The organism is Pseudomonas sp. H3_D04 (assembly GCF_054669175.1).
Genome location: NZ_CP162801.1, coordinates 6330941 through 6356685, shown reverse-complemented (window position 1 = coordinate 6356685; position 25745 = coordinate 6330941). Strand labels below are relative to the sequence as shown.

The 25745-nt window shown below is 59.0% G+C and carries 22 protein-coding genes and 1 pseudogene; 11 read left to right on the top strand and 12 right to left on the bottom strand.

The window, feature by feature from the left end:
• The first annotated feature begins 148 nt into the window (after positions 1-148).
• The 6 genes from AB4N91_RS29200 to yccS all read left to right on the top strand — a co-directional run bounded on the left by AB4N91_RS29200 (position 149) and on the right by yccS (position 9604).
• Complete coding sequence (locus AB4N91_RS29200) at positions 149-1591, top strand: TldD/PmbA family protein (RefSeq protein ID WP_460111990.1); 1443 nt, start codon at positions 149-151, stop codon at positions 1589-1591.
• Entirely contained in the window at positions 1584-2927 is a 1344-nt protein-coding gene (locus AB4N91_RS29195) for a TldD/PmbA family protein (RefSeq protein WP_460111989.1), read from the top strand. The genes AB4N91_RS29200 and AB4N91_RS29195 overlap by 8 nt, the downstream gene beginning before the upstream one ends.
• 140 nt (positions 2928-3067) lie before the next feature.
• Positions 3068-4495 carry a multidrug transporter subunit MdtD gene (gene mdtD, locus AB4N91_RS29190; RefSeq protein ID WP_154912926.1) on the top strand — a complete coding sequence of 476 codons (1428 nt, stop codon included), beginning with the start codon at positions 3068-3070 and terminating at the stop codon, positions 4493-4495.
• Between the two features lie 156 nt (positions 4496-4651).
• Positions 4652-5989, top strand: coding sequence for an ATP-dependent RNA helicase DbpA (gene dbpA, locus AB4N91_RS29185; RefSeq protein WP_229801809.1), 1338 nt, complete (start codon positions 4652-4654; stop codon positions 5987-5989).
• Positions 5990-6072: 83 nt separating this feature from the next.
• Complete coding sequence (locus AB4N91_RS29180; RefSeq protein WP_010466977.1) at positions 6073-7251, top strand: BaiN/RdsA family NAD(P)/FAD-dependent oxidoreductase; 1179 nt, start codon at positions 6073-6075, stop codon at positions 7249-7251.
• Between the two features lie 169 nt (positions 7252-7420).
• Positions 7421-9604, top strand: coding sequence for a YccS family putative transporter (gene yccS / locus AB4N91_RS29175; protein ID WP_010466973.1), 2184 nt, complete (start codon positions 7421-7423; stop codon positions 9602-9604).
• A 112-nt stretch (positions 9605-9716) separates the two neighbouring features.
• Here the strand turns inward: yccS and AB4N91_RS29170 are convergent, their stop codons facing one another.
• Positions 9717-10454 carry a substrate-binding periplasmic protein gene (locus AB4N91_RS29170; protein WP_010466971.1) on the bottom strand — a complete coding sequence of 246 codons (738 nt, stop codon included), beginning with the start codon at positions 10452-10454 and terminating at the stop codon, positions 9717-9719.
• Between the two features lie 257 nt (positions 10455-10711).
• Here AB4N91_RS29170 and AB4N91_RS29165 point away from each other — a divergent pair, with 257 nt between their 5' ends.
• Positions 10712-11164 carry a GNAT family N-acetyltransferase gene (locus tag AB4N91_RS29165; RefSeq protein ID WP_010466969.1) on the top strand — a complete coding sequence of 151 codons (453 nt, stop codon included), beginning with the start codon at positions 10712-10714 and terminating at the stop codon, positions 11162-11164.
• 96 nt (positions 11165-11260) lie between these two features.
• Here the strand turns inward: AB4N91_RS29165 and AB4N91_RS29160 are convergent, their stop codons facing one another.
• From AB4N91_RS29160 to AB4N91_RS29150, 3 genes are read right to left on the bottom strand one after another with little or no spacing between them, the layout of a single operon-like run.
• Positions 11261-11557 (bottom strand): winged helix-turn-helix domain-containing protein, encoded by a 297-nt coding sequence (locus AB4N91_RS29160; protein ID WP_010466964.1) that lies wholly within the window; start codon positions 11555-11557, stop codon positions 11261-11263.
• Positions 11558-11570: 13 nt separating this feature from the next.
• The gene (locus AB4N91_RS29155) at positions 11571-12062 is read right to left on the bottom strand and encodes a M48 metallopeptidase family protein (RefSeq protein WP_010466956.1); all 492 of its coding nucleotides are present in this window, start codon (positions 12060-12062) and stop codon (positions 11571-11573) included.
• Positions 12063-12108: 46 nt separating this feature from the next.
• A complete protein-coding gene (locus AB4N91_RS29150) occupies positions 12109-14232 on the bottom strand; it encodes a putative bifunctional diguanylate cyclase/phosphodiesterase (RefSeq protein ID WP_460111988.1) in 2124 nt (707 codons plus the stop codon).
• A 325-nt stretch (positions 14233-14557) separates the two neighbouring features.
• Here AB4N91_RS29150 and AB4N91_RS29145 point away from each other — a divergent pair, with 325 nt between their 5' ends.
• Both AB4N91_RS29145 and AB4N91_RS29140 read left to right on the top strand, forming a co-directional pair.
• Complete coding sequence (locus AB4N91_RS29145; protein WP_077747256.1) at positions 14558-15226, top strand: polysaccharide lyase family 7 protein; 669 nt, start codon at positions 14558-14560, stop codon at positions 15224-15226.
• Positions 15227-15652: 426 nt separating this feature from the next.
• Positions 15653-15946 (top strand): fructose-bisphosphate aldolase, encoded by a 294-nt coding sequence (locus AB4N91_RS29140; protein WP_077747255.1) that lies wholly within the window; start codon positions 15653-15655, stop codon positions 15944-15946.
• Positions 15947-16052: 106 nt separating this feature from the next.
• Here the strand turns inward: AB4N91_RS29140 and AB4N91_RS29135 are convergent, their stop codons facing one another.
• On the bottom strand, positions 16053-16298 hold the full coding sequence (locus AB4N91_RS29135; RefSeq protein ID WP_154912927.1) for a hypothetical protein: 246 nt from the start codon (positions 16296-16298) through the stop codon (positions 16053-16055).
• Positions 16299-16613: 315 nt separating this feature from the next.
• Between AB4N91_RS29135 and AB4N91_RS29130 the strand changes: the two are divergent.
• A pseudogene (locus tag AB4N91_RS29130) lies at positions 16614-17336 on the top strand (transposase).
• Positions 17337-17431: 95 nt separating this feature from the next.
• Here AB4N91_RS29130 and AB4N91_RS29125 read toward each other — a convergent pair.
• The 7 genes from AB4N91_RS29125 to tkt form a co-directional block, all read right to left on the bottom strand.
• On the bottom strand, positions 17432-17758 hold the full coding sequence (locus AB4N91_RS29125) for a hypothetical protein (protein ID WP_010466945.1): 327 nt from the start codon (positions 17756-17758) through the stop codon (positions 17432-17434).
• A gap of 340 nt (positions 17759-18098) precedes the next feature.
• A complete protein-coding gene (fba, locus tag AB4N91_RS29120; protein ID WP_008081027.1) occupies positions 18099-19163 on the bottom strand; it encodes a class II fructose-bisphosphate aldolase in 1065 nt (354 codons plus the stop codon).
• A 270-nt stretch (positions 19164-19433) separates the two neighbouring features.
• Positions 19434-19766, bottom strand: coding sequence for an MliC family protein (locus tag AB4N91_RS29115; protein WP_077747251.1), 333 nt, complete (start codon positions 19764-19766; stop codon positions 19434-19436).
• A 56-nt stretch (positions 19767-19822) separates the two neighbouring features.
• Complete coding sequence (locus AB4N91_RS29110) at positions 19823-20044, bottom strand: hypothetical protein (RefSeq protein ID WP_010466937.1); 222 nt, start codon at positions 20042-20044, stop codon at positions 19823-19825.
• A gap of 34 nt (positions 20045-20078) precedes the next feature.
• The gene (locus AB4N91_RS29105) at positions 20079-21242 is read right to left on the bottom strand and encodes a phosphoglycerate kinase (RefSeq protein ID WP_077747250.1); all 1164 of its coding nucleotides are present in this window, start codon (positions 21240-21242) and stop codon (positions 20079-20081) included.
• A gap of 17 nt (positions 21243-21259) precedes the next feature.
• Complete coding sequence (gene epd / locus AB4N91_RS29100) at positions 21260-22312, bottom strand: erythrose-4-phosphate dehydrogenase (RefSeq protein WP_010466935.1); 1053 nt, start codon at positions 22310-22312, stop codon at positions 21260-21262.
• A 160-nt stretch (positions 22313-22472) separates the two neighbouring features.
• Positions 22473-24470, bottom strand: a complete 1998-nt coding sequence (tkt, locus tag AB4N91_RS29095; RefSeq protein WP_460111987.1) for a transketolase — start codon at positions 24468-24470, stop codon at positions 22473-22475.
• A gap of 273 nt (positions 24471-24743) precedes the next feature.
• Here tkt and AB4N91_RS29090 point away from each other — a divergent pair, with 273 nt between their 5' ends.
• The gene (locus AB4N91_RS29090) at positions 24744-25739 is read left to right on the top strand and encodes an ArsR/SmtB family transcription factor (RefSeq protein WP_010466932.1); all 996 of its coding nucleotides are present in this window, start codon (positions 24744-24746) and stop codon (positions 25737-25739) included.
• Positions 25740-25745 lie beyond the last annotated feature (6 nt).

Here is a 25745-nt window from a genome sequence, read left to right as displayed (position 1 = left end):
TCTAACTGACACATACCGGTAATCCCTTCCTACACCGCTCCACCCTTGATCCTACCCCCCGCCCAGGCCTAATCTAGCGCCACGCAAACGTTTCACCCCCCCTTCGCAACACCGCTGCACCGCCACTCCAGACCAAGGAGGTTCCCGAATGTTCGATTTCCACCCCCAGCTCAAGCAGCGCTTCGCTGCCTTGCGCACGGGCGCTGAATTCTTTTCGCTGCGTTATGTACGCGAGTCCGGCCAGTACCTGTCGGTGCGCAAGAATGTCGCCGAACCTCCGAGCCTGAGCCGTGACGAAGGCGCGATGCTGACCGTGCGAGTCAACGGCGTCGAAGCCTACGCCGCGACCAACGACCTGTCGCAACAAGGCCTGCAAGCCGCACTGGAGAAGGCCGAGCAACAAGCCCGCCGACTCAAGCCCCACGCCCTGCTCGACCTGAGCGCACAGGTGGTCTCCAGCGACCGCGCCGACTACTTTTCGCCGAACCTCGACCAGCCCTTCCCTTCCCTGAGCGATTGCTACCAACTGCTCGGCGCCGAATCCGCATCCGTACCCAAGGACGAGCGACTGGTGAACTGGGAAGTGAGCATCGGCATCACCCATGTCGAACAGCTCTACCTCAGCAACGCCGGTGCCGAACTGCGCCAGGCCCAGCGGTTCGTCTACCCGAGCCTGGAAGTCACGGCCTACGACGGCAACGACAGCCAGACCCGAACCCTGGGCCGCGAGAACTTCGGTCAACAGGGCGGTTTTGATGTGATCAGCCGCTGCGGCCTGGTCGGCGCCGGTCCGAAAATCGCCGATCAGGCGCTGCAATTGCTGCTGGCGCCGAACACCCCGAAAGGCCCGCGTGACCTGCTGCTGATGCCGGACCAGATGATGCTGCAAATCCACGAATCGATTGGCCACCCATTGGAACTGGACCGCATCCTCGGTGACGAGCGCAATTACGCCGGCACCAGTTTCGTCAAGGCAGAAGACTTCGGCAGCCTGCAGTACGGCTCGAAACTGCTGAACGTGACCTTCGACCCGGAGATTCCCGAACAGCTCGCCAGCTATGGCCATGACGACGACGGCACTGCTGCCAGCAAACAATTCCTGATTAAAGAAGGCTTGCTGCTGCGCCCATTGGGCGGCGCGCTGTCGCAGTTTCGCGCGGGCATGGATGGCGTGGCCAACAGCCGCGCCTGCAGCTGGAACCGTCCGCCGATCGATCGCATGGCCAACCTGAACATCGAGGCCGGCGATCAACCGCTGGAGCAAATGATCGGCAACATCGAGCACGGCATCTTGATGAGCACCAACCGGTCCTGGTCCATCGACGATGCCCGCAACAAATTCCAGTTCGGCTGTGAATGGGGCCAACTGATCGAAAACGGCGAACTCAAAGGCGTGGTCAAGAACCCGAACTACCGGGCGATTTCCGCGCAGTTCTGGAAAAACCTCAGCGCCGTTGGCGATGCCAACTCCGTCAAGGTCCTGGGCACGCCGAACTGCGGCAAGGGCGAACCGAACCAGGTGATCCGCGTCGGCCATGCCTCGCCGGCCTGTGTGTTCAGCAACGTTGATGTGTTTGGGGGGGATGCCTGATGAGTACTTCAAAAGTCAGGCCGATGCGTTCAAGGCCTTGGTCAATTGGCTGCGTGATGCGATTCGCGAGCCGGAACAGTTCACTCTAAGTTACGCCGCCGAATCCTCGGCCTTCGTGCGCTTCAACCACGCCAAGGTGCGTCAGGCCGGCCAGGTGCAGCAGGCGAGCGTCGGTTTCAAGCTGATCAACGAGGGTCGGCATGCTGACCTCAACATCACGCTGGCCGGCGATCAGGAAGTCGACCTTCAGCGCCTGGCCGAAGGCCTGCAACAGTTGCGCGAAACCTTGCCGCTGCTGCCGCAGGATCCCTACCTACTGCTCAACCACAACAGTTGGCAGAGCAAGAACGTGCAGGAGCATCCGCTGCCGGACACCGAGCAGGTCGTGGCCGAAATCACCCAGGCCGCCGAGGGGCTGGATCTGGTCGGCTTCTACGCCGCCGGCCCGATCAGTCGTGGTTTCGCCAGTTCTTCGGGGGCGCTTGGCTGGCATCAGGCCAACAGCTTCAACTTTGATTTCAGTCTGGTCCATGAAAACGGCCAAGCGGTGAAAGCCAGTTACGCCGGGCACGACTGGAACAGCGAGGGTTTTGCCAAGCGCTTTGCGCAGGCGCGTGAGCAGTTGGCATTCCTCGGCAGACCGCAACGCACCCTGGCGCCCGGTCAGTACCGCGCCTATCTGGCACCGGCAGCCCTGGGAGAAATAATGGACATGCTGGGCTGGGGCGGTTTCTCGGCACAGTCGATTGCCACCAAAAGCAGCCCGTTGCAGAAGCTGTATGCGGGCGACAGTGCGTTCAGCCCGTTGGTGTCGGTTGATGAAAAGGTCAGCGGTTCGTTGAGCCCGGCGTTTTCGGGCGAAGGTTATCCGCGCAGCGATCTTGGCTTGATCGTCGAAGGCAAGGCGGGCGCGCAGATGGTCAGTTCACGCAGTGCCGCCGAATACGGCCTTACCGCCAATGGCGCCAGCGGCGGTGAAATGCCGAGTGCTGTGAACATGGCCGCCGGTACGCTGCCCGATGCAGAGATTCTCAAGCAACTGGGCACCGGTCTGTACATCAGCAACCTCTGGTACCTGAACTACTCGGACCAACCGGCGGCACGCCTGACCGGCATGACGCGATTCGCGACGTTCTGGGTCGAGAACGGCGAGATTCAGGCGCCGGTGAGCACCATGCGCTTTGATGACAGTGCTTACAGTCTGCTTGGTTCCCAACTGGAAGCGTTGACCGAGGAGCGTGAGCTTATGTTGTCGGCCAGCACCTACAGCCAGCGGGCCACGGCTTCGGCGTTGTTGCCGGGGGCGCTGATCAGCAAGCTGACCTTGACCCTCTGACACCGATCGTGCCCACGCTCTGCGTGGGAATGCCTCAATGGACGCTCCGCGTCCGCTTCGGCAGGGACGCGGACCGTCCCGGACTGCATTCCCACGCGGAGCGTGGGAACGATCATTAACTCCGACTCACACGAGGTCCCATGCCCAACCGCCCGCCTCTCGACGCTGTCACCGCCCGCTGGGTGCCGTGGGTCGTCGCCATCGCCTTCTTCATGCAGTCCCTCGACGGGACCATCCTCAACACCGCCCTGCCTGCCATGGCCCGGGATCTGGCCGAAGATCCGCTGCGCATGCAGGGCGTGATCATTGCCTACATGCTCACCGTCGCGCTGCTGATTCCTGCCTCAGGCTGGATCGCCGACCGCTTCGGCACCAAGAAAATCTTCTTCGGCGCAATCCTGCTGTTCAGCCTCGGCTCATTGCTCTGCGCCTTGTCGAGCACCCTGAGCATGCTGATCGGTGCCCGAGTGATACAAGGCCTGGGCGGTGCGTTGATGCTGCCGGTCGGGCGGCTGGTGGTGCTGCGCGCCTATCCGCGCTCGGAGCTGGTGCGGATCATGGGCTTCATCACCATTCCCGGCCTGCTCGGCCCGTTGATCGGCCCGACCATGGGCGGCTGGATGGTCGAATACCTGACCTGGCACTGGATCTTCCTGATCAACCTGCCGGTGGGCGCCATCGGCTGCTACGCCGTGTGGAAGTTCATTCCCGACCTGCGCGGCACTGAACGCACGCGCTTCGACAGCCTGGGCTTTTTGCTGTTCGGCGCGGCGATGATTCTGATCACCATCGCCATGGAAGGCCTCGGTGAACTGCACCTGCCGCACTTGCGGGTGATGTTGCTACTGTTCGGCGGCATGGCGTGTCTGGCGGCGTATTGGCTGCGCGCCGGGCGCATCGATAATCCGCTGTTCGCGCCGTCGCTGTTCAAGACCCGGACGTTTGCCGTGGGCATCCTCGGCAACCTGTTCGCCCGCCTGGGCAGCGGCGCCCTGCCGTTCCTCGTGCCGTTGTTGCTGCAAGTGGCGCTGGGTTATTCGCCGTCACAAGCCGGGATGAGCATGTTGCCGTTGGCCGCTGCGGCGATGGTCGCCAAATCGGTGGCGCGTCCGCTGATTGAGCGCCTGGGCTATCGCATCGTGCTCACCGGCAACACCCTGGCGCTGGGGCTGATGCTGGCGAGCATGGGCCTGGTCAGCGAGCAGACGCCGTACTGGCTGCTGCTGGGGATGCTGGCGATTCTCGGCGCGATCAACTCCTTGCAGTTCACCGCCATGAACACCGTGACCCTGATCGACCTCGACGACGCCAGCGCCAGCAGCGGCAACAGCCTGCTGTCGGTGGTCGCGCAATTGTCCCTGAGCCTTGGCGTTGCCTGTGCCGGCGCGTTGCTCGGCGGCTTTACCGCAGAGATCGGCAACGATGGCGTGGACACGGTGCTGGGTGCGTTCCAGCTGACGTTTGTGACGGTCGGAATCATGGCGATGCTGGCCGCGACGATCTTCTCCCAGCTCTCAAAGGAAGACGGACGGCGCGTCAGAAGCCCGGAAGAACACATAGAGCCTTAGTTTCCAGACGATAAGTGCCTGCGCTCGGCGACTTCTCGTCTGGAAACTACGGGCGAATGGCCATGGGACTGATACACTGCGCGACATTTTGTTTTGCAGGCCAGTCCCGTGACCACCATTGCCACCGCTTTTAATACTTTGCCGCTATCCGCCGCCATGCTGGCTAACCTCGACTCTTTGGGTTATGCCGAGATGACGCCGATCCAGGCGCAAAGCTTGCCGGTGATCCTCAAGGGGATGGACCTGATCGCCCAGGCCAAGACCGGTAGCGGCAAGACCGCCGCCTTCGGTGTCGGCCTGCTGAACCCGATCAATCCGCGCTTCTTCGGTTGCCAGGCGCTGGTCATCTGTCCGACTCGCGAGTTGGCCGACCAGGTCGCCAAGGAAATCCGTCGCCTGGCCCGCGCCGAAGACAACATCAAGGTCCTGACCCTGTGCGGCGGCGTGGCTTTCGGCCCACAGATCGGCTCGCTGGAGCACGGTGCGCACATCATCGTCGGCACCCCTGGTCGGATTCAGCAGCACCTGCGCAAGGGTTCGCTGATTCTCCATGGCCTGAACACGCTGATCCTCGATGAAGCCGACCGCATGCTCGACATGGGTTTCTACGATTCCATCGAAGAAATCATCGCCCAGAGCCCTGAACGTCGCCAGACCCTGCTGTTCTCCGCCACCTATCCGACGGGCATCAAGCAATTGGCGGCGAAATTCATGCGTAACCCGCAGATCGTGAAGGCCGAAGCGTTCCACGACGACACGCAGATTGAGCAGCGTTTCTACGAAATCTCCCCGGAAGAGCGCATGGACGCGGTGGTCAAAGTCCTCGCGCATCACCGTCCGGCGTCCTGCGTCGCCTTCTGCTTCACCAAGCAGCAGGTTCAGGAAACCGTCGATCACCTGACCTCTAAAGGCATCTCCGCCGTCGGCCTGCACGGCGATCTGGAACAGCGTGACCGTGACCAGGTGCTGGCCATGTTCGCCAACCGCAGTACTTCGGTACTGGTCGCCACCGACGTCGCCGCTCGTGGCCTGGACATCGATGCGCTGGACATGGTGATCAACGTCGAGCTGGCCCGTGACTCGGAAATCCACATTCACCGTGTCGGCCGTACCGGTCGTGCTGGCGAGAAAGGCATTGCGATCAGCTTGGTCGCGCCGTCCGAAGCGCACCGCGCCCAGGCCATCGAGCTCCTGCAGAAGTCGCCGTTGAGCTGGGATCAGCTGGACAACCTCAAATCCCAGGGTGGCGCACCGCTGCTGCCGGTGATGAGCACGCTGGTCATCGGCGCAGGCCGTAAAGACAAAGTGCGTCCGGGCGACATTCTGGGTGCACTGACGGGCGATGCCGGTATTCCGGGCGCTCAGGTCGGCAAGATCGCGATTTTCGACTTCCAGGCATATGTGGCTGTTGAACGCGGGATCGCCAAGCAAGCCTTGCAGCGCCTGAACGACGGCAAGATCAAAGGCCGTTCGTTGCGCGTTCGTATCCTCTAAGAACGCCGCAACTCCCCCTGCCTGATCGTTCCCACGCTCCGCGTGGGAACGATCAATATAAGCTCCTGTGTGAGGACACCGTTTTGCGCTCTACCGAAGTCGTGATCATTGGCGCTGGCGCCGCAGGGTTGATGTGTGCGCTGACCGCCGCCGGACGTGGGCGCAAGGTCATGTTGCTCGACCATGCGAACAAGGCCGGCAAGAAAATCCTGATGTCGGGCGGTGGCCGCTGCAATTTCACCAACATGTACACAGAACCGGGCAATTTCCTCTCGCAAAATGAACACTTCTGCAAATCCGCACTGGCGCGCTATACCCAGTGGGATTTCATCGGCATGGTCGCCAAACACGGCGTGCCGTATCACGAGAAGAAACTCGGCCAACTGTTCTGCGATAACAAATCCAGCGACATCCTTGAGATGCTCCTCACCGAATGCGATCAGGTCGGCGTCAGCCTGCACCTGGACACCTCGATCCAGACCATCGAAAAGCTCGAAAGCGGTTACTTGCTCGACACGACGCTCGGTCAACTGACCTGTGAATCCCTGGTCATCGCCACGGGTGGTCTGTCGATTCCGACCCTGGGCGCCACCGGTTTCGGTTATCAGGTCGCCAAGCAGTTCGGTCACGAACTGCTTCCGACCCGTGCCGGCCTGGTGCCGTTCACCATCACCGATCAGCTCAAGGAACTGTGCACCGAGCTGTCCGGCACATCGGTGGATTGCCTGGTGAGCTGCAACGACCAGAGCTTTCGCGAGAACATCCTGTTCACCCATCGCGGCCTCAGTGGCCCGGCGATTTTGCAGATTTCCTCGTTCTGGGAATCCGGCGACACGGTCGAGATCAACTTGATGCCGGACCACGACGTGCCGAGCTGGCTGCAACAGCAGCAAGCCGAACGCCCGAACAGCGAACTGAAAACCCTGCTCGGTGAAATCTTCACCAAGAAGATGGCCAACTTGCTGGCGGACAACTGGTTCGTCTCCAAACCGATGAAGCAATACACCCACGCGGAAATCGCCGACATCGCCGAAAAACTGGCGAGCTGGAAAGTGGTTCCTGCCGGCACCGAGGGCTATCGCACTGCGGAAGTGACTTTGGGCGGTGTCGACACTCATGAAGTGTCATCCAAGACCATGGAATCGCTGAAAAGCCCTGGCCTGTATTTCATTGGTGAAGTGCTCGACGTCACCGGACACCTGGGCGGCTTCAACTTCCAGTGGGCCTGGGCCTCGGGTTATGCCGCTGCGCAGTACGTCTGATATACCGCGTCATCGTTCTTCGCGGGCAAGTCGGATCGCGAAGGCGTCCGAACAGACAACACTGAACAATCAAGGAACAGATTTTGCTGTCAGATGTGATCGGCGCCATTGCGTCGGCGTCATTACTGGCTCAATTTAGCGGCATTGCCTCGGAAGGCCTTCGCACTTCATGTCATCGACCTCATTTCGTCAGTCGCTGCGCCGTCTCTGGGCGCTGGATAAATTCAGCTACAGCGTGCGGGTGTTCATCGCCCTGACCGGCAGCATGGCCGTCTGTTGGTATCAGGATGAAATGGGGCTGCTGATCCCGTTGTTCCTGGGGATCATCGCCAGCGCCCTGGCCGAGACCGACGACAGTTGGCAGGGCCGCCTCAACGCGCTGGCCGTGACGCTGGTGTGCTTCAGCGTCGCCGCCCTCTCCGTCGAATTGCTGTTCCCCTACCCCATCGTTTTTGTCATCGCCCTGGCCCTCGCCAGTTTCGGCCTGACCATGCTCGGCGCCCTCGGCGAACGCTATGGCGCGATTGCCTCGGCGACGTTGATTCTGTCGGTCTACACCATGATCGGCGTGGATCAGCGCGGCGGCGCGGTCACCGATTTCTGGCACGAGCCGGTGCTGCTGGTGGCCGGCGCCGCCTGGTACGGCTTGCTCTCGGTGCTGTGGCAGGCGATGTTTTCCAACCAGCCGGTGCAGCAGAGCCTGGCTCGGTTGTTCCGTGAACTGGGCTTTTACTTGAAGCTGAAATCGTCGCTGTTCGAGCCGATTCGGCAGATGGACGTGGAAGCACGCCGACTGGAACTGGCGCAGCAAAACGGTCGAGTTGTCGCGGCACTCAACGCTGCCAAGGAAATTATCCTGCACCGGGTCGGCAATGGACGACCGGGTTCGAAAGTCAGCCGCTACCTCAAGCTGTACTTCCTCGCTCAGGACATCCACGAGCGCGCCAGTTCTTCGCACTACCCTTACAACGCGCTGGCCGAGGCGTTCTTTCACAGCGACGTGCTGTTCCGTTGCCAGCGTCTGCTACGCCAGCAAGGCAAAGCCTGCCGGGCGCTGGCGGAATCGATCCAGATGCGCCAGCCGTTCATCTATGACGCCAGCTTCGCCGAAGCGTTGAGCGACCTGCACGCCTCCATCGAACACTTGCGCATCCAGAGCAACCCGGCCTGGCGCGGTCTGTTGCGCTCTTTGCGGGCATTGGCCGCCAACCTCGGCACCCTCGACCGTTTGCTCAGCGATGCCAGCAACCCCGACGCTCTGGCCGACGCCACCGACAGCAGCCTGCTCGACCGCTCGCCGCGCAACCTCAAGGATGTATGGATTCGCTTGCGCACGCAGCTGACGCCGACCTCGCTGCTGTTCCGCCATGCACTGCGCCTGCCCCTGGCCTTGAGCATCGGCTACGGCATGGTGCACTTGATTCACCCCTCGCAAGGTTACTGGATCATCCTCACCACGCTGTTTGTCTGCCAGCCAAACTACGGCGCCACTCGACGCAAACTGGGCCAACGGATCATCGGCACCGCGATTGGCCTGACGGTGGCCTGGGCGCTGTTCGATCTGTTCCCCAATCCGCTGGTCCAGTCGTGCTTCGCGATCGCAGCCGGAGTGGTGTTCTTTATCAACCGCACCACGCGCTACACGTTGGCGACCGCCGCGATTACCTTGATGGTGCTGTTCTGCTTCAATCAGGTCGGTGATGGTTACGGGCTGTTCCTGCCGCGGCTGTTCGACACCTTGCTCGGCAGCTTGATCGCCGGGCTCGCGGTGTTCCTGTTCCTGCCGGACTGGCAGGGCCGACGCCTGAACAAAGTGCTGGCCAATACCCTGACCTGCAACAGCATTTACCTGCGCCAGATCATGCAGCAATACGCCGCCGGCAAAAGCGACGACCTGGCCTATCGCCTGGCCCGACGCAATGCGCACAACGCTGATGCGGCATTGTCGACGACACTGGCCAACATGCTCATGGAGCCAGGGCATTTCCGTAAGGAAGCGGATGTCGGGTTTCGCTTCCTGGTGCTGTCGCACACGTTGCTCAGCTACTTGTCGGGATTGGGTGCGCACCGTGAAACCCAGTTACCGGCGGATGTTCGCGAGCATTTGATCGACGGCGCGGGCGTGAGCCTGGCGGCCAGCATCGACGAGATCGCCCAAGGGTTGGCGAGCAAACAGCCAATTGCGATTCAGAGCGATGCCGAAGAGGCGCTGGCCAATGAGTTGGAGCAAATGCCGGACGAGATCGATGAAGGGCAGCGGCTGGTACAGACGCAGTTGGCGTTGATCTGCCGGCAGTTGGGGCCGTTGCGGACGTTGGCGGCGCATCTGATCAAGGACACCAGTGAAGCCTGAGATCTGTAGTGACAGGTCGGGGCCCATCGCGAGCAGGCTCGCTCCCACAGATTCGGTGCAAATCCTGTGGGAGCGAGCCTGCTCGCGATAGGGCCATCAGCCACACCGAAGCTTACATCCCATGCTGCTTCATCAACCGCTCATAACTGCCATCAGCCTTCATCTCCGCAATCTCGCGATCGAAACCGGCGACGATCTGTTCATGCTGCGGATTTTTCAGGCTGACCAATATGTGCAAGCTGTTCTCGCTCAATGCCTTGGGCAGGAACTCCACGGCATTGCGCACCTTGGATGATTCCCGAGCCAGGTAATAACGGGCGACGTATTCGTCTTCCAGCGTCAACTTGACCCGGTCTGCCGCGACCATGCGCACGGCCATGGCGAAGTTATGCACGGGGACTTTCTGCAACGACACGTCCTCATCGAATTCCGGTGAATAGGCATAACCGCGCACCACTGCAATCGGGTAAGTGTGCAATTGCTGCAAGTTGTTGTATTCGATGGGCGCGTCTTTGCGCTTCAGAAAACGCACGCGGTTGAGCAGGTATTCGCCGGAAAACTGGCCCAGCTTGGTGCGCTCGTCGGTGTACCAGGCGTTGACCAGCACGTCGTAACGGCCTTCACCGACGCCGAGCAACGCTCGCGCCCAGGGCACCTGCTCGAAATCACTGGCGTAACCGGCCCGTGCCAGCGCAGTGCTGACAATGTCAGTGGCCAAGCCACCGTTGACCAGCGTGGCGTCGGTAAACGGTGGCCAGGCGTCGGCGACCAGACGCAGCTTCTCCGCTGCCGCGCTCTGTGTCAGCAACAGCAGCACGATCAAAGCAAACGCTCGATGCAATCGCGGCATGCTAGAAAATCCTTAGCGGGCGGGCTGCCCGACGCATTTTTCTGCCAAAACTCCAAGACACATGTATCAGCACCCAAGTACTCAACATTAGCTCATTGAAGCCACTGCACTGCGCTCAATCGCAGATTACACAAAGAAGACAGTGCCGCGAGAAATGAATGATGGCATTTTGGCCTTCGTCACAGATTGCTCCGTCATAAAGACATATATCGCCGGGACGCTTAGTATCCGAAGGACGTTGCTCAAGGAAAGTGAAGATGACAATCGATTGGGTCTGCAAACACCACAGCGATCTGGGGAAAGAGCAGCTGTACGCCATTCTCCAGTTGCGCGCAGAAGTGTTCGTCGTCGAACAGAAATGCGCTTATCAGGATGTCGATGGCCAGGATCTGGAAGGGGACACCTGCCATTTGATGGCGTGGGACGGGGATCGGCTGGTGGCCTATCTGCGCTTGCTCGACCCGGAAACGCAGGGCGGCGACGTAGTGATCGGGCGGGTGATTATTGCGCCTGGCGCCCGTGGCACCGGGCTGGGGCACGAGTTGATGGCCCAGGCGTTGAAGCAGGCCGCGAAACGCTGGCCCGAGGTGCCGATCTATCTTTCGGCCCAGGCGCATTTGCAGGGGTATTACGGGCGGTACGGGTTTGTGGTGTCGGGTGAGGAGTTTCTGGAGGATGACATTCCGCATATCGGGATGCGTCGCCCTTAAGGGCCCTATCGCGAGCAGGCTCGCTCCCACAGGGGACCGCGGTCAAATGTGGGAGCGAGCCTGCTCGCGATGGCGTCAGCTGTATCATCGAAGAACTCAGGGATACTCGAGCACCGCTTTAATCTGCCGCAGATTCCGCTCGATCCACCCCCGATCAATCGCCCCCCACTCGCGAATCCGATAGCGCCCCGCATGATTGCGCGCGCCCTCTTCCTGCTCGAACTCGCAAATGATGTCCAGGTCCGCCAATGCGGCAATTGTGTCCTGCGCCGTGCGCCGGGGCATGCCGGTTGCTTCGGTCAGCGCCGGGACGCTGCTGGCCAACCCGCTGTCGATCAGGTAGGCCACGTACAACCGGCGATAAAAGCTGCTCTTGGTCTTGCTTACATCCATTCAAACACTCCCTTTACTGCATATCCCGCCACGTCAGGTACACCCGCAGATCAAATTCCACCTGGTGATACCCCGGCAACATGTGTTCGCAGAGCTTGTAGAACGCCTTGTTGTGATCCGACTCTTTAAAGTGCGCCAGCTCATGCACGACGATCATTTTCAGAAACTCGGAGGGTGCTTCCTTGAACAACGAGGCCACCCGGATTTCCTTCTTGGACTTGAGCTTGCCGCCCTGCACCCGCGAGATTGTCGTGTGCAGGCCAAGGGCGCGATGGGTCAGGTCGAGGCGGTTGTCGAACAGCACCTTGTCGATGGCCGGCGCGTTGCGCAGGTATTCCTGCTTGAGGTCCAGCGCGAAGGTGTACAGCGCCTTGTCGCTCTGCACCGCGTGTTTTTCCGGGTAGCGCTTGCTCAGGTAGTCGCCCAGCCGACCTTCGGTGATCAGCTGGCGCACCTGGTCCTGCAACGCAGCGGGATAGGCCTGGAGGTATTTCAACGCGGTCATCAGGGTCGGCAACACGAATCACGAAAAGGTCGCCAGTGTAGCGAATTCAGCGGATCAGCGCGCTCCAGTCAAACGGCGTCACAAAGTCGCCGGCATCCTCGGCCATCATCGGCCGCCCCACCAGAAAACCTTGCACGTACTGGCAGCCGTTGGCTTGCAGCCATTCATATTGCGCGATGGTTTCCACCCCTTCGGCAATCACCAGCATCCCGTATTGCTTGCACAGGTCGATCACATTGCGCACCAGCGCCGCATCCCGTTCTGACGCCGGCAATCGGGCGATCAAATGCCGGTCAAACTTGAGCGTGTCCAGTTCCAGATCGCGCAGATGCGCCAGCGAGCACGGTCCGGAGCCGAAGTCATCCAGCGCCACCCGCACTCCAAGATTGCGCAGCAAGCGCAGGGTCTTGCGGGTTTCTTCGGGGTTTTGCATCAACGCTTCTTCCGTCACTTCGACTTCCAGATAACGCGGCTGCAAGCCGTGACGCTCCAGCACCTGGCGCAATTCAGTGACCAGGTTGGGCATGCCGAACTGGGTGCTGCTCAAACTGACGCCCAGCACCAGGTCTTCGGCAAACAAGGTTTCCCACGCTTTGCGCTGGCCGGCCCCGCGATGGTAAATCCAGCTGCCCAGACGACTGATCAGCCGCGCCTCTTCCAGCAACGGCAAAAACAGCCCCGGCGGCACGTCACCGACGCTCGGGTGCTGCCAACGCAGCAGCGCTTCGAAACCACGAATCTGCCCGCTGTCTATCGCCACCTGCGGCTGATACACGAGGTTGAAATCACGGTTCTCAATGGCGGTGCGCACGCTATCTTCGAGCATCAGCCGCGAGCGCGCCCGGCCATTCATGTCGTGATCGTAGAAACGGTATTGCTGACGGCCGGCCCGTTTGGCTTCGTACATGGCAATGTCCGACGCACGCAGCAAGCCGTCGAGGTTCGAACCGCAATCCGGGTACGTGGCGATGCCGATGCTGGCGCCCAAGGCGATATCCAGACCATCAATCTGCTGACAGATCGACACCCGCTCAATGAGCTTCTCGGCGATCTTCGCCGCTTGCTCCGGGAACTCCAGATCCAGCAGCGCCGTGAACTCATCGCCGCCCATGCGCGCCAGAATGTCAAAGGGCCGCAGACAGGCTTTCAATTGCTCGGACACCCAGCGCAGCACCCGGTCGCCGGCATCGTGTCCGAGGGAATCGTTGACGCGCTTGAAGCCGTCGAGATCCAGGTACAGCAGTACCCAGGCGCTGTCGGACCGTTCACCGCGCAACAGCAGATTCTCCACCGTCTGGTAGAAACCGCGACGATTGAGCAGCCCGGTCAGCGGATCCGTCACCGCCTGGAATTCCAGTTGCTGATGCAGATGGCGCACCACCGACATATCCAGCACCGTCACCACCATCGCATGTTGTTCGCTAGGCAATGGCGCACAAGACAGCGCCACCGGCACTTGCTGGCCGGGCGCCGTTCGCAGCAACGCGTCGTGCAGGCGCAGGGTTTCGCCGCGCCGGTAACCGGTATAAAAGTCAGAGTCCGCCCAGACCGGGATGTGCGGCTTTTGCAGGAAATCCAGAAACTCTTTGCCTTGCAGGTCTTGCACCGTGGCATTGAGCAACCGGGACATCGCCGGGTTGGCAAAGCGGATCACACCGTCCTCATCCACCACCAGGATGCCTTCGGCGGCGTTGTCCAGCACCGAGGCATTAAACGCGCGAGCGACCTCCAGATCGTGGCTCAGGCGCTGCAAGGCACGGCGATTGCGTTGATGCTCGAGCAACGCCTGAACTTTGGGCTTGAGAATTTGCGGGTCGAACGGCTTGAACAGGTAATCCACCGCACCACTGGCATAGCCCTTGATCACGGCGTCCTGGGACTGTTCGTTAGCGGTCAGGAAAATAATCGGTGTGAGACGGGTTCGCTGACTGCCGCGCATCAGGCGCGCCACTTCAAAACCATCCATGCCCGGCATCTGCACATCCAGCAGCACCAGGTCGACATCGTGTTCGAGCAACAGACTGAGCGCTTCGAAACCGGAAGCCGCGGTAATGACCTGCCAATCCTGGCGCTGGAGCAAAGCGCGCAAGCTGATCAGGTTTTCAGGGTAATCATCGACGATTAAAAGGATCGAGCTGCCTTCAGCTGGCGTCGGGTGCGCGCATTCCATGCTGCTTCTCTTATTTCGGGGCGTCAGGCCAGTCTCTCGTGAAAACCGGCCAAATACTGAGCCTTCACTCTAGACCGGGATCCGCAAAAGCAGAAGCTGCCAGTGCGCCATCATTTAACCATCACGTACATTTGCCGACTAACGGTCGCTTCTACAGCCCCCTGAAACCGGGGAAGATGGCCTTTTGACAGGATTTTGACGCCATCCATCTGTCATTTTCGCATTAACAAATTGAACTTCTACGCTTATAAGGATGGCCCCCAAGGCCCGCGCCAGAGCTTCTGGCACGGGCGTGCAGCAAAAAAAATCGTGGAAGCTTTTGACTATGATCGATCTCGCAACCTGGAACCTTAGTGTTCCTGTCGGCAGTCCGCCGTACACCGTTGACACCCCCAAACTGGTGAACGGCTTCAAGGATCAATACTTCCACTCCGACACCGGCACCCTGTTTTTCTGGTCCCCGGTCACCGGCTCCAAAACTGCAAATGCAAAATACCCCCGCACCGAACTGCGCGAAACCTACAGCAACGGCACCCTGAAAAACTGGCTTTACCCGGACGCCGACAACTCCCTACGCGCCACCCTCGCAGTCAACCAGGTACCGAGCACAGGCAAAATCGTCATCGGCCAGATCCACGCCTATGAAAGCCAGAAACCCATGGTGAAGCTCGAGTATCAGTACAAGACCAGCACGCAATCGGGCAACATCGTCGCCAAGGTGCGCATGCGCCCGGATGACGACGAAGGCCGGATCATCACCATCGCCACCGGGGTGAAACTTGACCGGGAGTTCTCCTACCTCATCCACCTGAGCCCGGGCGGCGCGCTGGGCATCAGTGCGGCGGGGTATCAGTGGGACACCGACATCAGCGCGACGTGGCGGGACAAACCGCTGTATTTCAAGGCCGGGGTCTATGTGCAAGACCACACCGGGTACACCAGCGAAGGTGGGAAAGTGACGTTCAGCAAGTTGGATATTGATCACGATAAGTAAGAACACCTCTGCCCCTGTAGCAGTTGTCGAGCAACGCGAGGCTGCGTTCGAGGATGAAGTCCTCTCAATCTCGACAGCTGCTACATCGTCCGAAAAACGCGTAGGACGCCTCTGACTGTGGCGAGGGAGATTGCTCCCGCTGGGCTACGAAGTAGCCCCAAATCCTGCCACCTGATTCCCACAGACACACCACGCCACCGATTCACGGCGCCCACGTCGCCGAATGGGAACGAGTGCCCTTGCCACAATGACCGCATACACGTCCTACAGCCCGGTTGCGGCTACCCGAATCGCTGTCCTCTAAAGTTGGCCTGTCGCTGACATTGTTAGCGATAGGGTTTCGCAGCCCTGACGATACGTGGAGTAACCTAGCGCCTCGAAAAAAGGGGCACGTAAACGCTCGCCCTCCTTTGTTATGGTGGCTGTGTGTGGGAGACCTTCGGGTCTGCCGGGTTCCTCGTATCCTCGGTCTGCGAACCCGACTACCCCGTCCTGCTCATCGACAACGACGCCCCATTACGCGAACTCCACAACTGCGTCAGCGAACGCCTCAACGCCGTCCTCAAATATTTGAATCTGATGGCGTGCACCAGCCTGCCGGACTACGCCGAGAACGACATCAACACCGTCACCAACATTGCCCGGATCATGGTTCAGGACGTCGCCGACGTTTTTGGGGTCATTGAACAGCGCGGATTTGATACACCTAAGCAGCAGTAAAAATCAGGCAATAAAAACCCGCATCACTGCGGGTTTTTACTTAAATCAAGATAAAAATCATGGCGGACCGAAATACTCACAGCCGGCCCGCAGCGCGCCCTGACTTTCATCTCGCTTTTGCTGTTATCTGCGGAACACGCAGGTCCTTTATAGTTTTTACTAAGATCTCTTTATCATGATCAGTGCCAACCAACGTCAACTTCAGCTTATTATCTTCATACGAAACAAAAAGACCTGACACTGTGGTGCCATCATCCAGAGTCACATCAATCCGCTCCCCGCCATTCAGCGAACTCAATCGAGCTGGAATAGAAAGTTGAGTATTACTCCCGCCAAATTTACTATTTTCCATGACCCTGCTCTCCTTCAATAATAGTAAAAAGAAACCGACCAGCCTTATGCTCAAAGAAAGGGGACAGATTTATTTAACACTTCCCTTCCTTTTCTCTCGGTTACGCATTAAACAATAGGCGGCAGCCCGCATTAAATCACCTGTAATAAATGACAGTTTTTTATACGTTTTTGCGATAACGGAGTTCACTAAAAAGCAAGCGACAACTCGAATAAAGTAACGCAGGGGTCGATTAGCAAACAAATGGGACAGATTTATTTAATCGATTATCTGCTGCTATGCTTCACCCATCACTACAAGGACGTAGGAGGCTATATGCCCAGAATGGGACGAGTTGTTTTACCCAATTATCCGCATCATGTCGTGCAACGAGGCCACAATAGGCAGGTAGTGTTTGCCGAGCCGGGCGACTTCCAACGCTATCTCGACGACCTCCGAGAGCTCAAAACGCTATATGACGTTAAAGTCTATGCCTTCTTTTTAATGACCAATCATGTCCACTTACTCCTCGCACCAAGAGACTCCGCCGCGAGTCTCGGGCAATTGATGAAAGGCCTGGCAGGCCGCATGACGCGCTATCGCAACAAGCTGGAGGGACGCTCCGGTACCTTGTGAGAGAGTCGATACAAATCCAGCGTGGTTCAATCCGATACCTATTTGCTGGCTTGTATTCGATACATCGAGCTAAATCCGGCGCGAGCGCAAATGGTACAGCGTGCACAGGATTACCCTTGGTCGAATCTGCACCTTCGCCTCAACGAAGCAGCCGGAAATCATTGGCTTGATGAAGATCTTTGCTTTACCGAACTGGGCAACACTCACGCCGAGCGCCTTGCCCGCTATACCTCATTTATGGAACAAACGATTCCTTCCACAGAGTTGCAGTTGATCAGAGGCGCCCTTCAGCGCGGACAGCTGACGGGCAACCCCCGATTCACAGATGAGATTGAAAAAATCACCGGTTTGCGAATCTCACATCGAGTGCAAGGCAGACCTGCAAAACGACTCGAACAGAAGAACGCCGGGGACGATTATTAAATAAATCTGCGCCCTTTAAGTTAAAGAAAACGACTTTCAGAGAGCAAACAATGGGACGGTCAAATAGATCCGCCCCCTTTTTTTCAGATCTTCATTTATGCTGTCTTTCCAAGACTTGCACTAAACACCGTGGCACCGCCGCCAAAATACGAAACAGTACCTTGCAGCAGTGAATAAGTTTTATCAGGCGACATTAATTTCATCTCATAACTCGGAGAGTCGTCACGAGATGCCAATACCAGATTAATAACAACCTTTGTATTGGGCTGACTCATATAATAAAAATTACCCCTTACATCATAGACCTTCCCCGCATACTCATATGTTCCGCCATTTATAATATCGCGACTAGCATCTGAGTCTGTGATCTTCAGAATAGCTTTGCTGTCACCATCTCCGCCTTCATATGCTCCATTCAACATTATATTAATCTCCATAATTGCAAATCAACAGAGCTAGCGAAATGAGTTCATTCACATCGCTTGCCCCTTGGATACGGCATATGAACGATATGTCAAAATAACTTGCGGATCACCTGTAACAAATTACAGTTCTTTATACAATTTCGAAATAACAAAAAGCGCGAAACACATGCTATCGCAACAGTACCAAGACAACGCGACCACTTAGGAACTATTCCAAAAATCAAGGTCGTACAAGATAAACATTATCGAGACAGAAAAATCGAATCAACTACGACTTCCTTACAAGCAAAAAACCCGCCTCTCGGCGGGTTTCTTATGCGACTCAAACGCTAAAAACTTAGTTAACCTTAGCGTTCAACTCACCCTTCAAATACCGCTGGTACATCGCTTCCAACGAGATCGGCTTGATCTTCGAAGCATTACCCGCAGTACCGAATGCTTCGTAACGAGCGATACACACATCACGCATCGCAGTAACCGTCGCACCAAAGAACTTACGCGGATCAAACTCGCTAGGATTGGTCGCCATCAACCGACGCATCGCACCGGTGGAAGCCAAACGCAGGTCAGTATCGATATTGACCTTACGCACGCCGTGCTTGATGCCTTCAACGATCTCTTCAACCGGCACGCCGTAGGTTTCTTTGATGTCGCCGCCGTACTGGTTGATGATCGCCAGCCACTCTTGCGGAACCGAAGAAGAACCGTGCATCACCAAGTGGGTGTTCGGGATGCGCTTGTGGATTTCTTTGATGCGGTCGATGGCCAGCACGTCGCCGGTAGGTGGCTTGGTGAATTTGTACGCGCCGTGGCTGGTGCCGATGGCGATGGCCAGGGCGTCGACCTGGGTGCGCTTGACGAAGTCAGCGGCTTCTTCCGGGTCGGTCAGCATCTGGCTGTGATCCAGAACGCCTTCGGCGCCGATGCCGTCTTCTTCACCGGCCATGCCGGTTTCCAGCGAACCCAGGCAGCCCAGCTCGCCTTCTACCGAGACGCCGCAGGCGTGAGCCATGGCCACGGTTTGTTGGGTGACACGGACGTTGTAGTCGTAGTCAGTCGGGGTCTTGCCGTCTTCGCCCAGGGAACCGTCCATCATTACCGAGCTGAAGCCCAGCTGGATGGAGCGCTGGCAGACGTCAGGGCTGGTGCCGTGGTCCTGGTGCATGCACACCGGGATGTGCGGGAATTCTTCGATGGCGGCCAGGATCAGGTGACGCAGGAACGGTGCGCCGGCGTATTTGCGAGCACCGGCCGAGGCCTGGACGATCACCGGGGAGTCAGTCTTGTCAGCGGCTTCCATGATGGCGCGCATCTGCTCAAGGTTGTTGACGTTGAAGGCTGGAACGCCGTAGCCGAACTCGGCTGCGTGGTCCAGCATCTGGCGCATGCTGATAAGTGCCATTGTGTGTGTCTCTCCCGGTTTGGGTCGTTAATCGTGCCAGCCTGCCGGAGCGGCGGCGGCTATTCAAGTTATTGCAGATCGGGGGTTGGCCCGGGCTGCGAATTCGGTGTTGCTCAAATCTTGAGAACCTGCACAGATCCACTGTGGGAGCGAGCCTGCTCGCGAATGCGGTTTAACATTCAATCTTGATGCAAGCTGATCCACCGCTTTCGCGAGCAGGCTCGCTCCCACATTTGGATCTGCTCCCACATTGGATCTGTGGTGTGTCAATTACTGCGCTTTACAACCGCGGCCAATCAAATCATTGGTGGCGACCCAGTACACCAGGCCTTCCTCACCTTTTACGTGAAACGCCAGCATGTCGTTGCTGTACAGCGAACCTTCGGCGCCCGGTTCAAGCTTCAAGCGGTAGACCTGATCGGCCCCGCCGAGGCGCACGTCGACTTCCTTGCGGCTGTCGTCGGTGTAGCGCCAGAGCACTTTGGCCTGGCTGTCGCAGGTCCAGGTGGTCCAGTTGTCCGTCGATTCGGCAGGCTTGAACAGGTTGAAATTCGAGCAACCGGCCAGCAATGCCAACGCCGTAACGGCGATAAAACCTTTCATCCATGTTCCTCGACTGACGGCGCACGCCGCCAGCCCTGAGTAAAGTGTCTGACCCGTCAAGGGCAACCATGTTCCTTGGCCGGGGTCTGGGTCTCGTATTTCTCCAGGCCATCAGGCCCGGAACGCTTGTTGATCACCGGGTTGGTTTCCGCTTGCCAGTCGGCCTGGTAGCAGCCTTTTTCCACTGACTGCGGCGCAGGTTCCGGCTTGGCTTTCGGGTTACTCCCGCAAGCCACCAGCATACCCGCGGCGATCAACAGCGCTAATGGCTTGACCATGAGAACACTCCTTTGCGTGGCCAAATGAATGACCTCAGCCCTTGGCCCGGCTTTCCAGGACTTCAACGGCAGGCAAGACCTTGCCTTCCACGAACTCGAGGAACGCGCCGCCGCCGGTAGAAATGTAGGAGATCTGGTCGGCAACGCCATATTTATCGATGGCAGCCAGGGTGTCGCCGCCGCCAGCGATGGAGAACGCCGAGCTTTCCGCGATGGCCTGGGCCAGCACTTTGGTGCCGTTACCGAACTGGTCAAATTCGAACACGCCCACCGGACCGTTCCACAGGATGGTCTTGGACGACTTCAGCAGCTCGGCGAAATTCGCCGCGGTCTGCGGGCCGATATCCAGGATCATGTCGTCGGCGGCTACGTCAGCAATCAGCTTGACGGTGGCGGTCGCGCTTTCAGCGAATTCCTTGGCCACCACGACATCGACCGGCAGCGGCACGCTGACCTTGGCGGCGATGGCGCGAGCGGTGTCCAGCAGGTCCGGCTCGTACAGCGACTTGCCGACCGGGTGACCGGCAGCGGCCAGGAAGGTGTTGGCGATACCGCCGCCGACAATCAGCTGGTTGCAGATCTGGCTCAGGCTGTTCAGGACGTCGAGTTTGGTCGAGACCTTGGAACCGGCAACGATGGCAGCCATCGGCTGGGCCGGGGCGCCAAGGGCTTTGCCCAGTGCGTCCAGCTCAGCAGCCAGCAGCGGGCCAGCGGCGGCGACTTTGGCGAACTTGGCCACGCCATGGGTCGAACCCTCGGCGCGGTGAGCGGTGCCGAAGGCGTCCATCACGAACACATCGCACAGGGCGGCGTATTGCTGGGCCAGTTCGTCAGCGTTCTTTTTCTCGCCTTTGTTGAAGCGCACGTTTTCGAACAGCACGATGTCGCCCGCTTTCACGTCAACGCCGCCCAGGTAATCGGCGACCAGCGGCACTTCGCGGCCCAGGGCCTTGCTCAGGTAGTCAGCGACTGGCTTGAGGCTGTTCTCGGCCGAGAATTCGCCTTCGGTCGGACGACCAAGGTGCGAGCAGACCATCACGGCCGCGCCTTTTTCCAGGGCCAGCTTGATGGTCGGCAGCGAAGCCAGGATTCGCGCATCGCTGGTGACAACACCGTCCTTGACTGGGACGTTGAGGTCTTCGCGGATCAGTACGCGCTTACCTTGCAGATCGAGGTCGGTCATCTTCAACACGGTCATGGGTCGCAATTCCTGGGTTACTGTTTTTTGGAAATAGCTGTTTGCAGATAGTGTTCTGCAACGTCCAGCATTCGGTTGGCAAAACCCCATTCGTTGTCGAACCAGGCCAGGATGTTCACCAGCCGTGGGCCGGAAACTCGGGTCTGACTGGCATCGACGATGGCCGAATGTGGGTCATGGTTGAAATCACAGCTTGCATGGGGAAGCTCGGTGTAGGCCAGAAGGCCTTTGAGCGGGCCGCTGGTGGCAGCCTCGCGCAGAATCCGGTTGACCTCGGTGGCGTCTGTGTCGCTGACGGTCTGCATCGTTATGTCGAGGCAAGACACGTTAACCGTCGGCACCCGCACGGCTTTGGCCTGAATTCGCCCGGCAAGTTCCGGCAGCAGGCGTTCGATGCCACGTGCCAGACCAGTGGACACCGGAATCACCGACTGGAACGCCGAACGCGTGCGGCGCAGGTCTTCGTGATGATAGGCGTCGATGACCGGCTGATCGTTCATTGCCGAGTGAATGGTGGTAATCGACACGTATTCCAGACCAATGGCCTGATCCAGCAGGCGCAACAGCGGAACGCCGCAGTTGGTGGTGCAGGACGCGTTGGACACCAGCAGCTCGTCGCCGGTCAGGCAATCCTGGTTTACGCCGTAGACGATGGTGGCGTCGACATCCGCCTCACTGGCCATCGGCTGGGAAAACAGTACGCGGGGTGCGCCGGCGTCGAGGAAACGCTGGCCATCGGCACGCGTGTGGTAAGCGCCGGAGCACTCCAGCACCAGATCGACGCCCAGGGACGCCCAATCGATGCCTTCGGGGGTGGCACTGCGCAGGACTTTCACGCAGTCACCATTAATATGCAGACAATCGCCCTCCACTCGCACTTCGCCGGGAAAGCGCCCGTGAGTGGAGTCGAAGCGTGTCAGGTATTCGATGCTGGCCATGTCAGCCAGATCGTTGATCGCAACAATTTCAAACCCGGCCGCCGAGCCTCGCTCAAACAACGCACGCAAGACGCAACGACCAATCCGGCCGTAGCCGTTGAGTGCAACTTTGTAAGGACGCGGTTGAGGCATGGGGTTCTCGATGACGCTTGGGAATGAGGTTGCCAGGACTGCCGCCTTCGCGGGCAAGCCTCGCTCCTACAGGTCTTCGGTTGTCTTGAAAACAACGCGATCCCTTGTAGGAGCGAGGCTTGCCCGCGAAGACTTCAGCCCCGATAACGCTACTTCTGGATCAGTCTTCCAGCAGCTCTTCAGCCTGACCCAGGATGTTTTCCAGGGTAAAGCCGAACTCTTCGAACAAGGCAGGCGCAGGCGCCGACTCGCCGTAGGTGGTCATGCCGATCACGCGGCCTTCCAGGCCCACGTACTTGTACCAGTAGTCCGCGTGCGCGGCTTCGATGGCGATACGGGCGCTGACTTGCAACGGCAGAACCGCTTGCTTGTAGCCGGCGTCCTGGGCATCGAACACGCTGGTGCACGGCATCGAAACAACACGCACCTTGCGACCTTGCTCGGTCAGCTTGTCGTAGGCCTGAACCGCCAGACCGACTTCCGAACCGGTGGAGATCAGGATCAGCTCAGGCTCGCCTGCACAGTCCTTCAACACGTAACCGCCACGGGCGATATCCGCGATCTGCAGCGCGCTGCGTTCCTGATGCTGCAGGTTCTGACGCGAGAAGATCAGCGCCGAAGGGCCGTCCTTGCGTTCGATGGCCTGTTTCCAGCAAACGGCCGATTCAACGGCATCGGCTGGACGCCAGGTGTCGAGGTTCGGTGTGCTGCGCAGGCTGGTCAGTTGCTCGATCGGCTGGTGAGTCGGGCCGTCTTCGCCCAGACCGATGGAGTCGTGGGTGTAGACGAACACCACGCGCTTCTTCATCAGCGACGCCATGCGCACGGCGTTGCGGGCGTATTCCATGAACATCAGGAAGGTGGCGCCGTAAGGCACCAGACCGCCGTGCAGGGCCACGCCGTTCATGATCGCGCTCATGCCGAATTCGCGAACGCCGTAGTACATGTAATTGCCGCTGGCGTCTTCAGCCGAAACACCTTTGCAACCTTTCCACAGGGTCAGGTTGGAACCGGCCAGGTCAGCGGAGCCGCCGAGCAGTTCAGGCAACAGCGGGCCGTAGGCATTCAGTGCGTTCTGGCTGGCTTTACGGCTGGCGATGGTCTCGCCCTTGGCCGCAACTTCGGCGATGTAAGCCGAGGCTTTTTCCGCGAAGTCTTCTGGCAGATCGCCGCCCAGGCGACGGACCAGTTCGTTGGCCAGCTCAGGGAAAGCCGCAGAGTAGGCAGCGAAACGCTGATCCCACTCGGCTTCGGCCGCGCGGCCAGCTTCCTTGGCGTCCCACTGGGCATAGATGTCAGCCGGGATTTCGAACGGACCGTGGTTCCATTTCAGCGCGGCACGGGTCAAGGCGATTTCCGCGTCACCCAATGGGGCGCCGTGGCAGTCTTCTTTACCTTGCTTGTTCGGCGAACCGAAACCGATGGTGGTCTTGCAGCAGATCAGGGTTGGCTGATCGCTTTTACGCGCGGTTTCGATCGCGGTCTTGATCTCTTCCGGATCATGACCGTCGACGTTGCGGATCACCTGCCAGTTGTAGGCTTCGAAACGCTTAGGCGTGTCGTCGGTGAACCAGCCTTCGACTTCGCCATCGATGGAGATGCCGTTGTCGTCGTAGAAGGCGATCAGCTTGCCCAGGCCCAATGTACCGGCCAGGGAGCCAACTTCGTGGGAAATGCCTTCCATCATGCAGCCATCACCCAGGAACACGTAGGTGTGGTGATCGACAACATTGTGGCCAGGACGGTTGAACTGCGCCGCCAGGACTTTTTCAGCCAGGGCGAAACCGACGGCGTTTGCCAGGCCTTGGCCCAGAGGACCGGTGGTGGTTTCAACGCCCGGGGTGTAGCCGAATTCCGGGTGACCCGGGGTGCGGCTGTGCAGTTGGCGGAAATTTTTCAGGTCATCGATCGACAGGTCGTAGCCGGTCAGGTGCAGCAACGAGTAGATCAACATCGAGCCGTGACCGTTGGACAGCACGAAGCGGTCACGGTCGGCGAACGATGGATTGCTCGGGTTGTGCTTCAGGTAGTCACGCCAAAGTACTTCGGCGATATCCGCCATACCCATCGGGGCACCGGGATGGCCGCTGTTGGCTTTTTGCACGGCATCCATGCTGAGGGCACGAATGGCGTTGGCACGCTCACGACGGCTGGGCATCGCTGTTCTCCTGCGGGTTCTGTATCGAGAGTGAATAAAACGAAACGGAAAAAAGGCGAGCATTTTCCCTCACCCACCCGCCTCGGGGCAATGACAGATAGTCATCTGGAGGCGTTTTTCCAATTGTTAACAGCGGTTTCGACTGATGAAACCTTTCTGCAGTTCGTTTGTTGACTGAACCTAACGTCTGGAAGTGCCATTTATCGACCAATATCAAAACTTTTTGATATTGCCCTTGCGGTGATTTCTGAGCGTCACTAGACTGCTGGCCTTATGAATTTACGCGTGCCTTCCATTCAACATGACGATTGCGATGAGCTGGCGGCCCTGTGCAAGGCCGGCGGTGATCCTCTGCGGCTGAATGTATTGCGCGCGCTGGCCAACGATTCGTTTGGCGTACTGGAACTGGCGCAGATCTTCGGTATCGGTCAGTCCGGCATGAGCCACCACCTCAAGGTCCTGGCCCAGGCCGACCTGGTGGCGACCCGCCGTGAAGGCAACGCGATTTTCTATCGTCGCGCCCTGCCCCACACCGACCTGCTGGGCGGCAAGCTGCACGCCGCCTTGCTCGAAGAAGTGGACAACCTGACGTTGCCCGCCGATGTGCAGTCGCGGATCGCTCAGGTCCATGGACAACGAGCGGCGGCCAGCCAGGACTTTTTCTCACGGGTGGCGGAGAAGTTTCGTGCCCAGCAAGACTTGATCGCCGGCCTGCCGCAATACCGCGAAAGCGTGGTGGCGCTGCTCGACAAGCTGAGTTTCAGAGACGGCGCGACGGCCATTGAAGTCGGCCCCGGCGACGGTGAATTTTTGCCGGAACTGGCGCGCCGATTCACCGAAGTCACGGCGCTGGACAACAGCCCGGCGATGCTCGAACTGGCGCGCCAGGTTTGCGAACGTGAAACGCTGGCTAACGTCAGCCTGCAACTGGCCGATGCATTGAATGGCGTGAGCCTCAAGGCCGATTGCGTTGTACTGAACATGGTGCTGCACCATTTCGCCGCGCCGGCCGAAGCGCTCAAGCACATGGCCGACTTGCTGCAACCGGGCGGTAGCCTGCTCGTGACAGAGTTATGTAGCCACAACCAGAGTTGGGCCAGGGAGGCCTGCGGTGATCTGTGGTTGGGGTTTGAACAGGACGATTTGGCCCGTTGGGCCACCGCTGCGGGACTCGTTCCCGGGGAAAGCCTCTATGTAGGCTTACGTAATGGTTTCCAGATCCAGGTCCGCCATTTTCAGCGACCGGCTGGCGACACTCACCATCGGTAAATTCAG

Coding starts and splice junctions, on each gene's coding strand:
- AB4N91_RS29090 (WP_010466932.1), top strand. CDS start 24,744: ATGAATTTACGCGTGCCTTCCATTCAACATGACGATTGCGATGAGCTG.
- AB4N91_RS29160 (WP_010466964.1), bottom strand. CDS start 11,557: ATGGATGTAAGCAAGACCAAGAGCAGCTTTTATCGCCGGTTGTACGTG.
- AB4N91_RS29105 (WP_077747250.1), bottom strand. CDS start 21,242: ATGACCGTGTTGAAGATGACCGACCTCGATCTGCAAGGTAAGCGCGTA.
- AB4N91_RS29115 (WP_077747251.1), bottom strand. CDS start 19,766: ATGAAAGGTTTTATCGCCGTTACGGCGTTGGCATTGCTGGCCGGTTGC.
- mdtD (WP_154912926.1), top strand. CDS start 3,068: ATGCCCAACCGCCCGCCTCTCGACGCTGTCACCGCCCGCTGGGTGCCG.
- epd (WP_010466935.1), bottom strand. CDS start 22,312: ATGCCTCAACCGCGTCCTTACAAAGTTGCACTCAACGGCTACGGCCGG.
- tkt (WP_460111987.1), bottom strand. CDS start 24,470: ATGCCCAGCCGTCGTGAGCGTGCCAACGCCATTCGTGCCCTCAGCATG.
- AB4N91_RS29135 (WP_154912927.1), bottom strand. CDS start 16,298: ATGGAAAATAGTAAATTTGGCGGGAGTAATACTCAACTTTCTATTCCA.
- yccS (WP_010466973.1), top strand. CDS start 7,421: ATGTCATCGACCTCATTTCGTCAGTCGCTGCGCCGTCTCTGGGCGCTG.
- AB4N91_RS29165 (WP_010466969.1), top strand. CDS start 10,712: ATGACAATCGATTGGGTCTGCAAACACCACAGCGATCTGGGGAAAGAG.
- AB4N91_RS29150 (WP_460111988.1), bottom strand. CDS start 14,232: ATGGAATGCGCGCACCCGACGCCAGCTGAAGGCAGCTCGATCCTTTTA.
- AB4N91_RS29145 (WP_077747256.1), top strand. CDS start 14,558: ATGATCGATCTCGCAACCTGGAACCTTAGTGTTCCTGTCGGCAGTCCG.
- AB4N91_RS29155 (WP_010466956.1), bottom strand. CDS start 12,062: ATGACCGCGTTGAAATACCTCCAGGCCTATCCCGCTGCGTTGCAGGAC.
- AB4N91_RS29200 (WP_460111990.1), top strand. CDS start 149: ATGTTCGATTTCCACCCCCAGCTCAAGCAGCGCTTCGCTGCCTTGCGC.
- dbpA (WP_229801809.1), top strand. CDS start 4,652: ATGCTGGCTAACCTCGACTCTTTGGGTTATGCCGAGATGACGCCGATC.
- fba (WP_008081027.1), bottom strand. CDS start 19,163: ATGGCACTTATCAGCATGCGCCAGATGCTGGACCACGCAGCCGAGTTC.
- AB4N91_RS29110 (WP_010466937.1), bottom strand. CDS start 20,044: ATGGTCAAGCCATTAGCGCTGTTGATCGCCGCGGGTATGCTGGTGGCT.
- AB4N91_RS29170 (WP_010466971.1), bottom strand. CDS start 10,454: ATGCCGCGATTGCATCGAGCGTTTGCTTTGATCGTGCTGCTGTTGCTG.
- AB4N91_RS29125 (WP_010466945.1), bottom strand. CDS start 17,758: ATGTTGAATGGAGCATATGAAGGCGGAGATGGTGACAGCAAAGCTATT.
- AB4N91_RS29195 (WP_460111989.1), top strand. CDS start 1,584: ATGCCTGATGAGTACTTCAAAAGTCAGGCCGATGCGTTCAAGGCCTTG.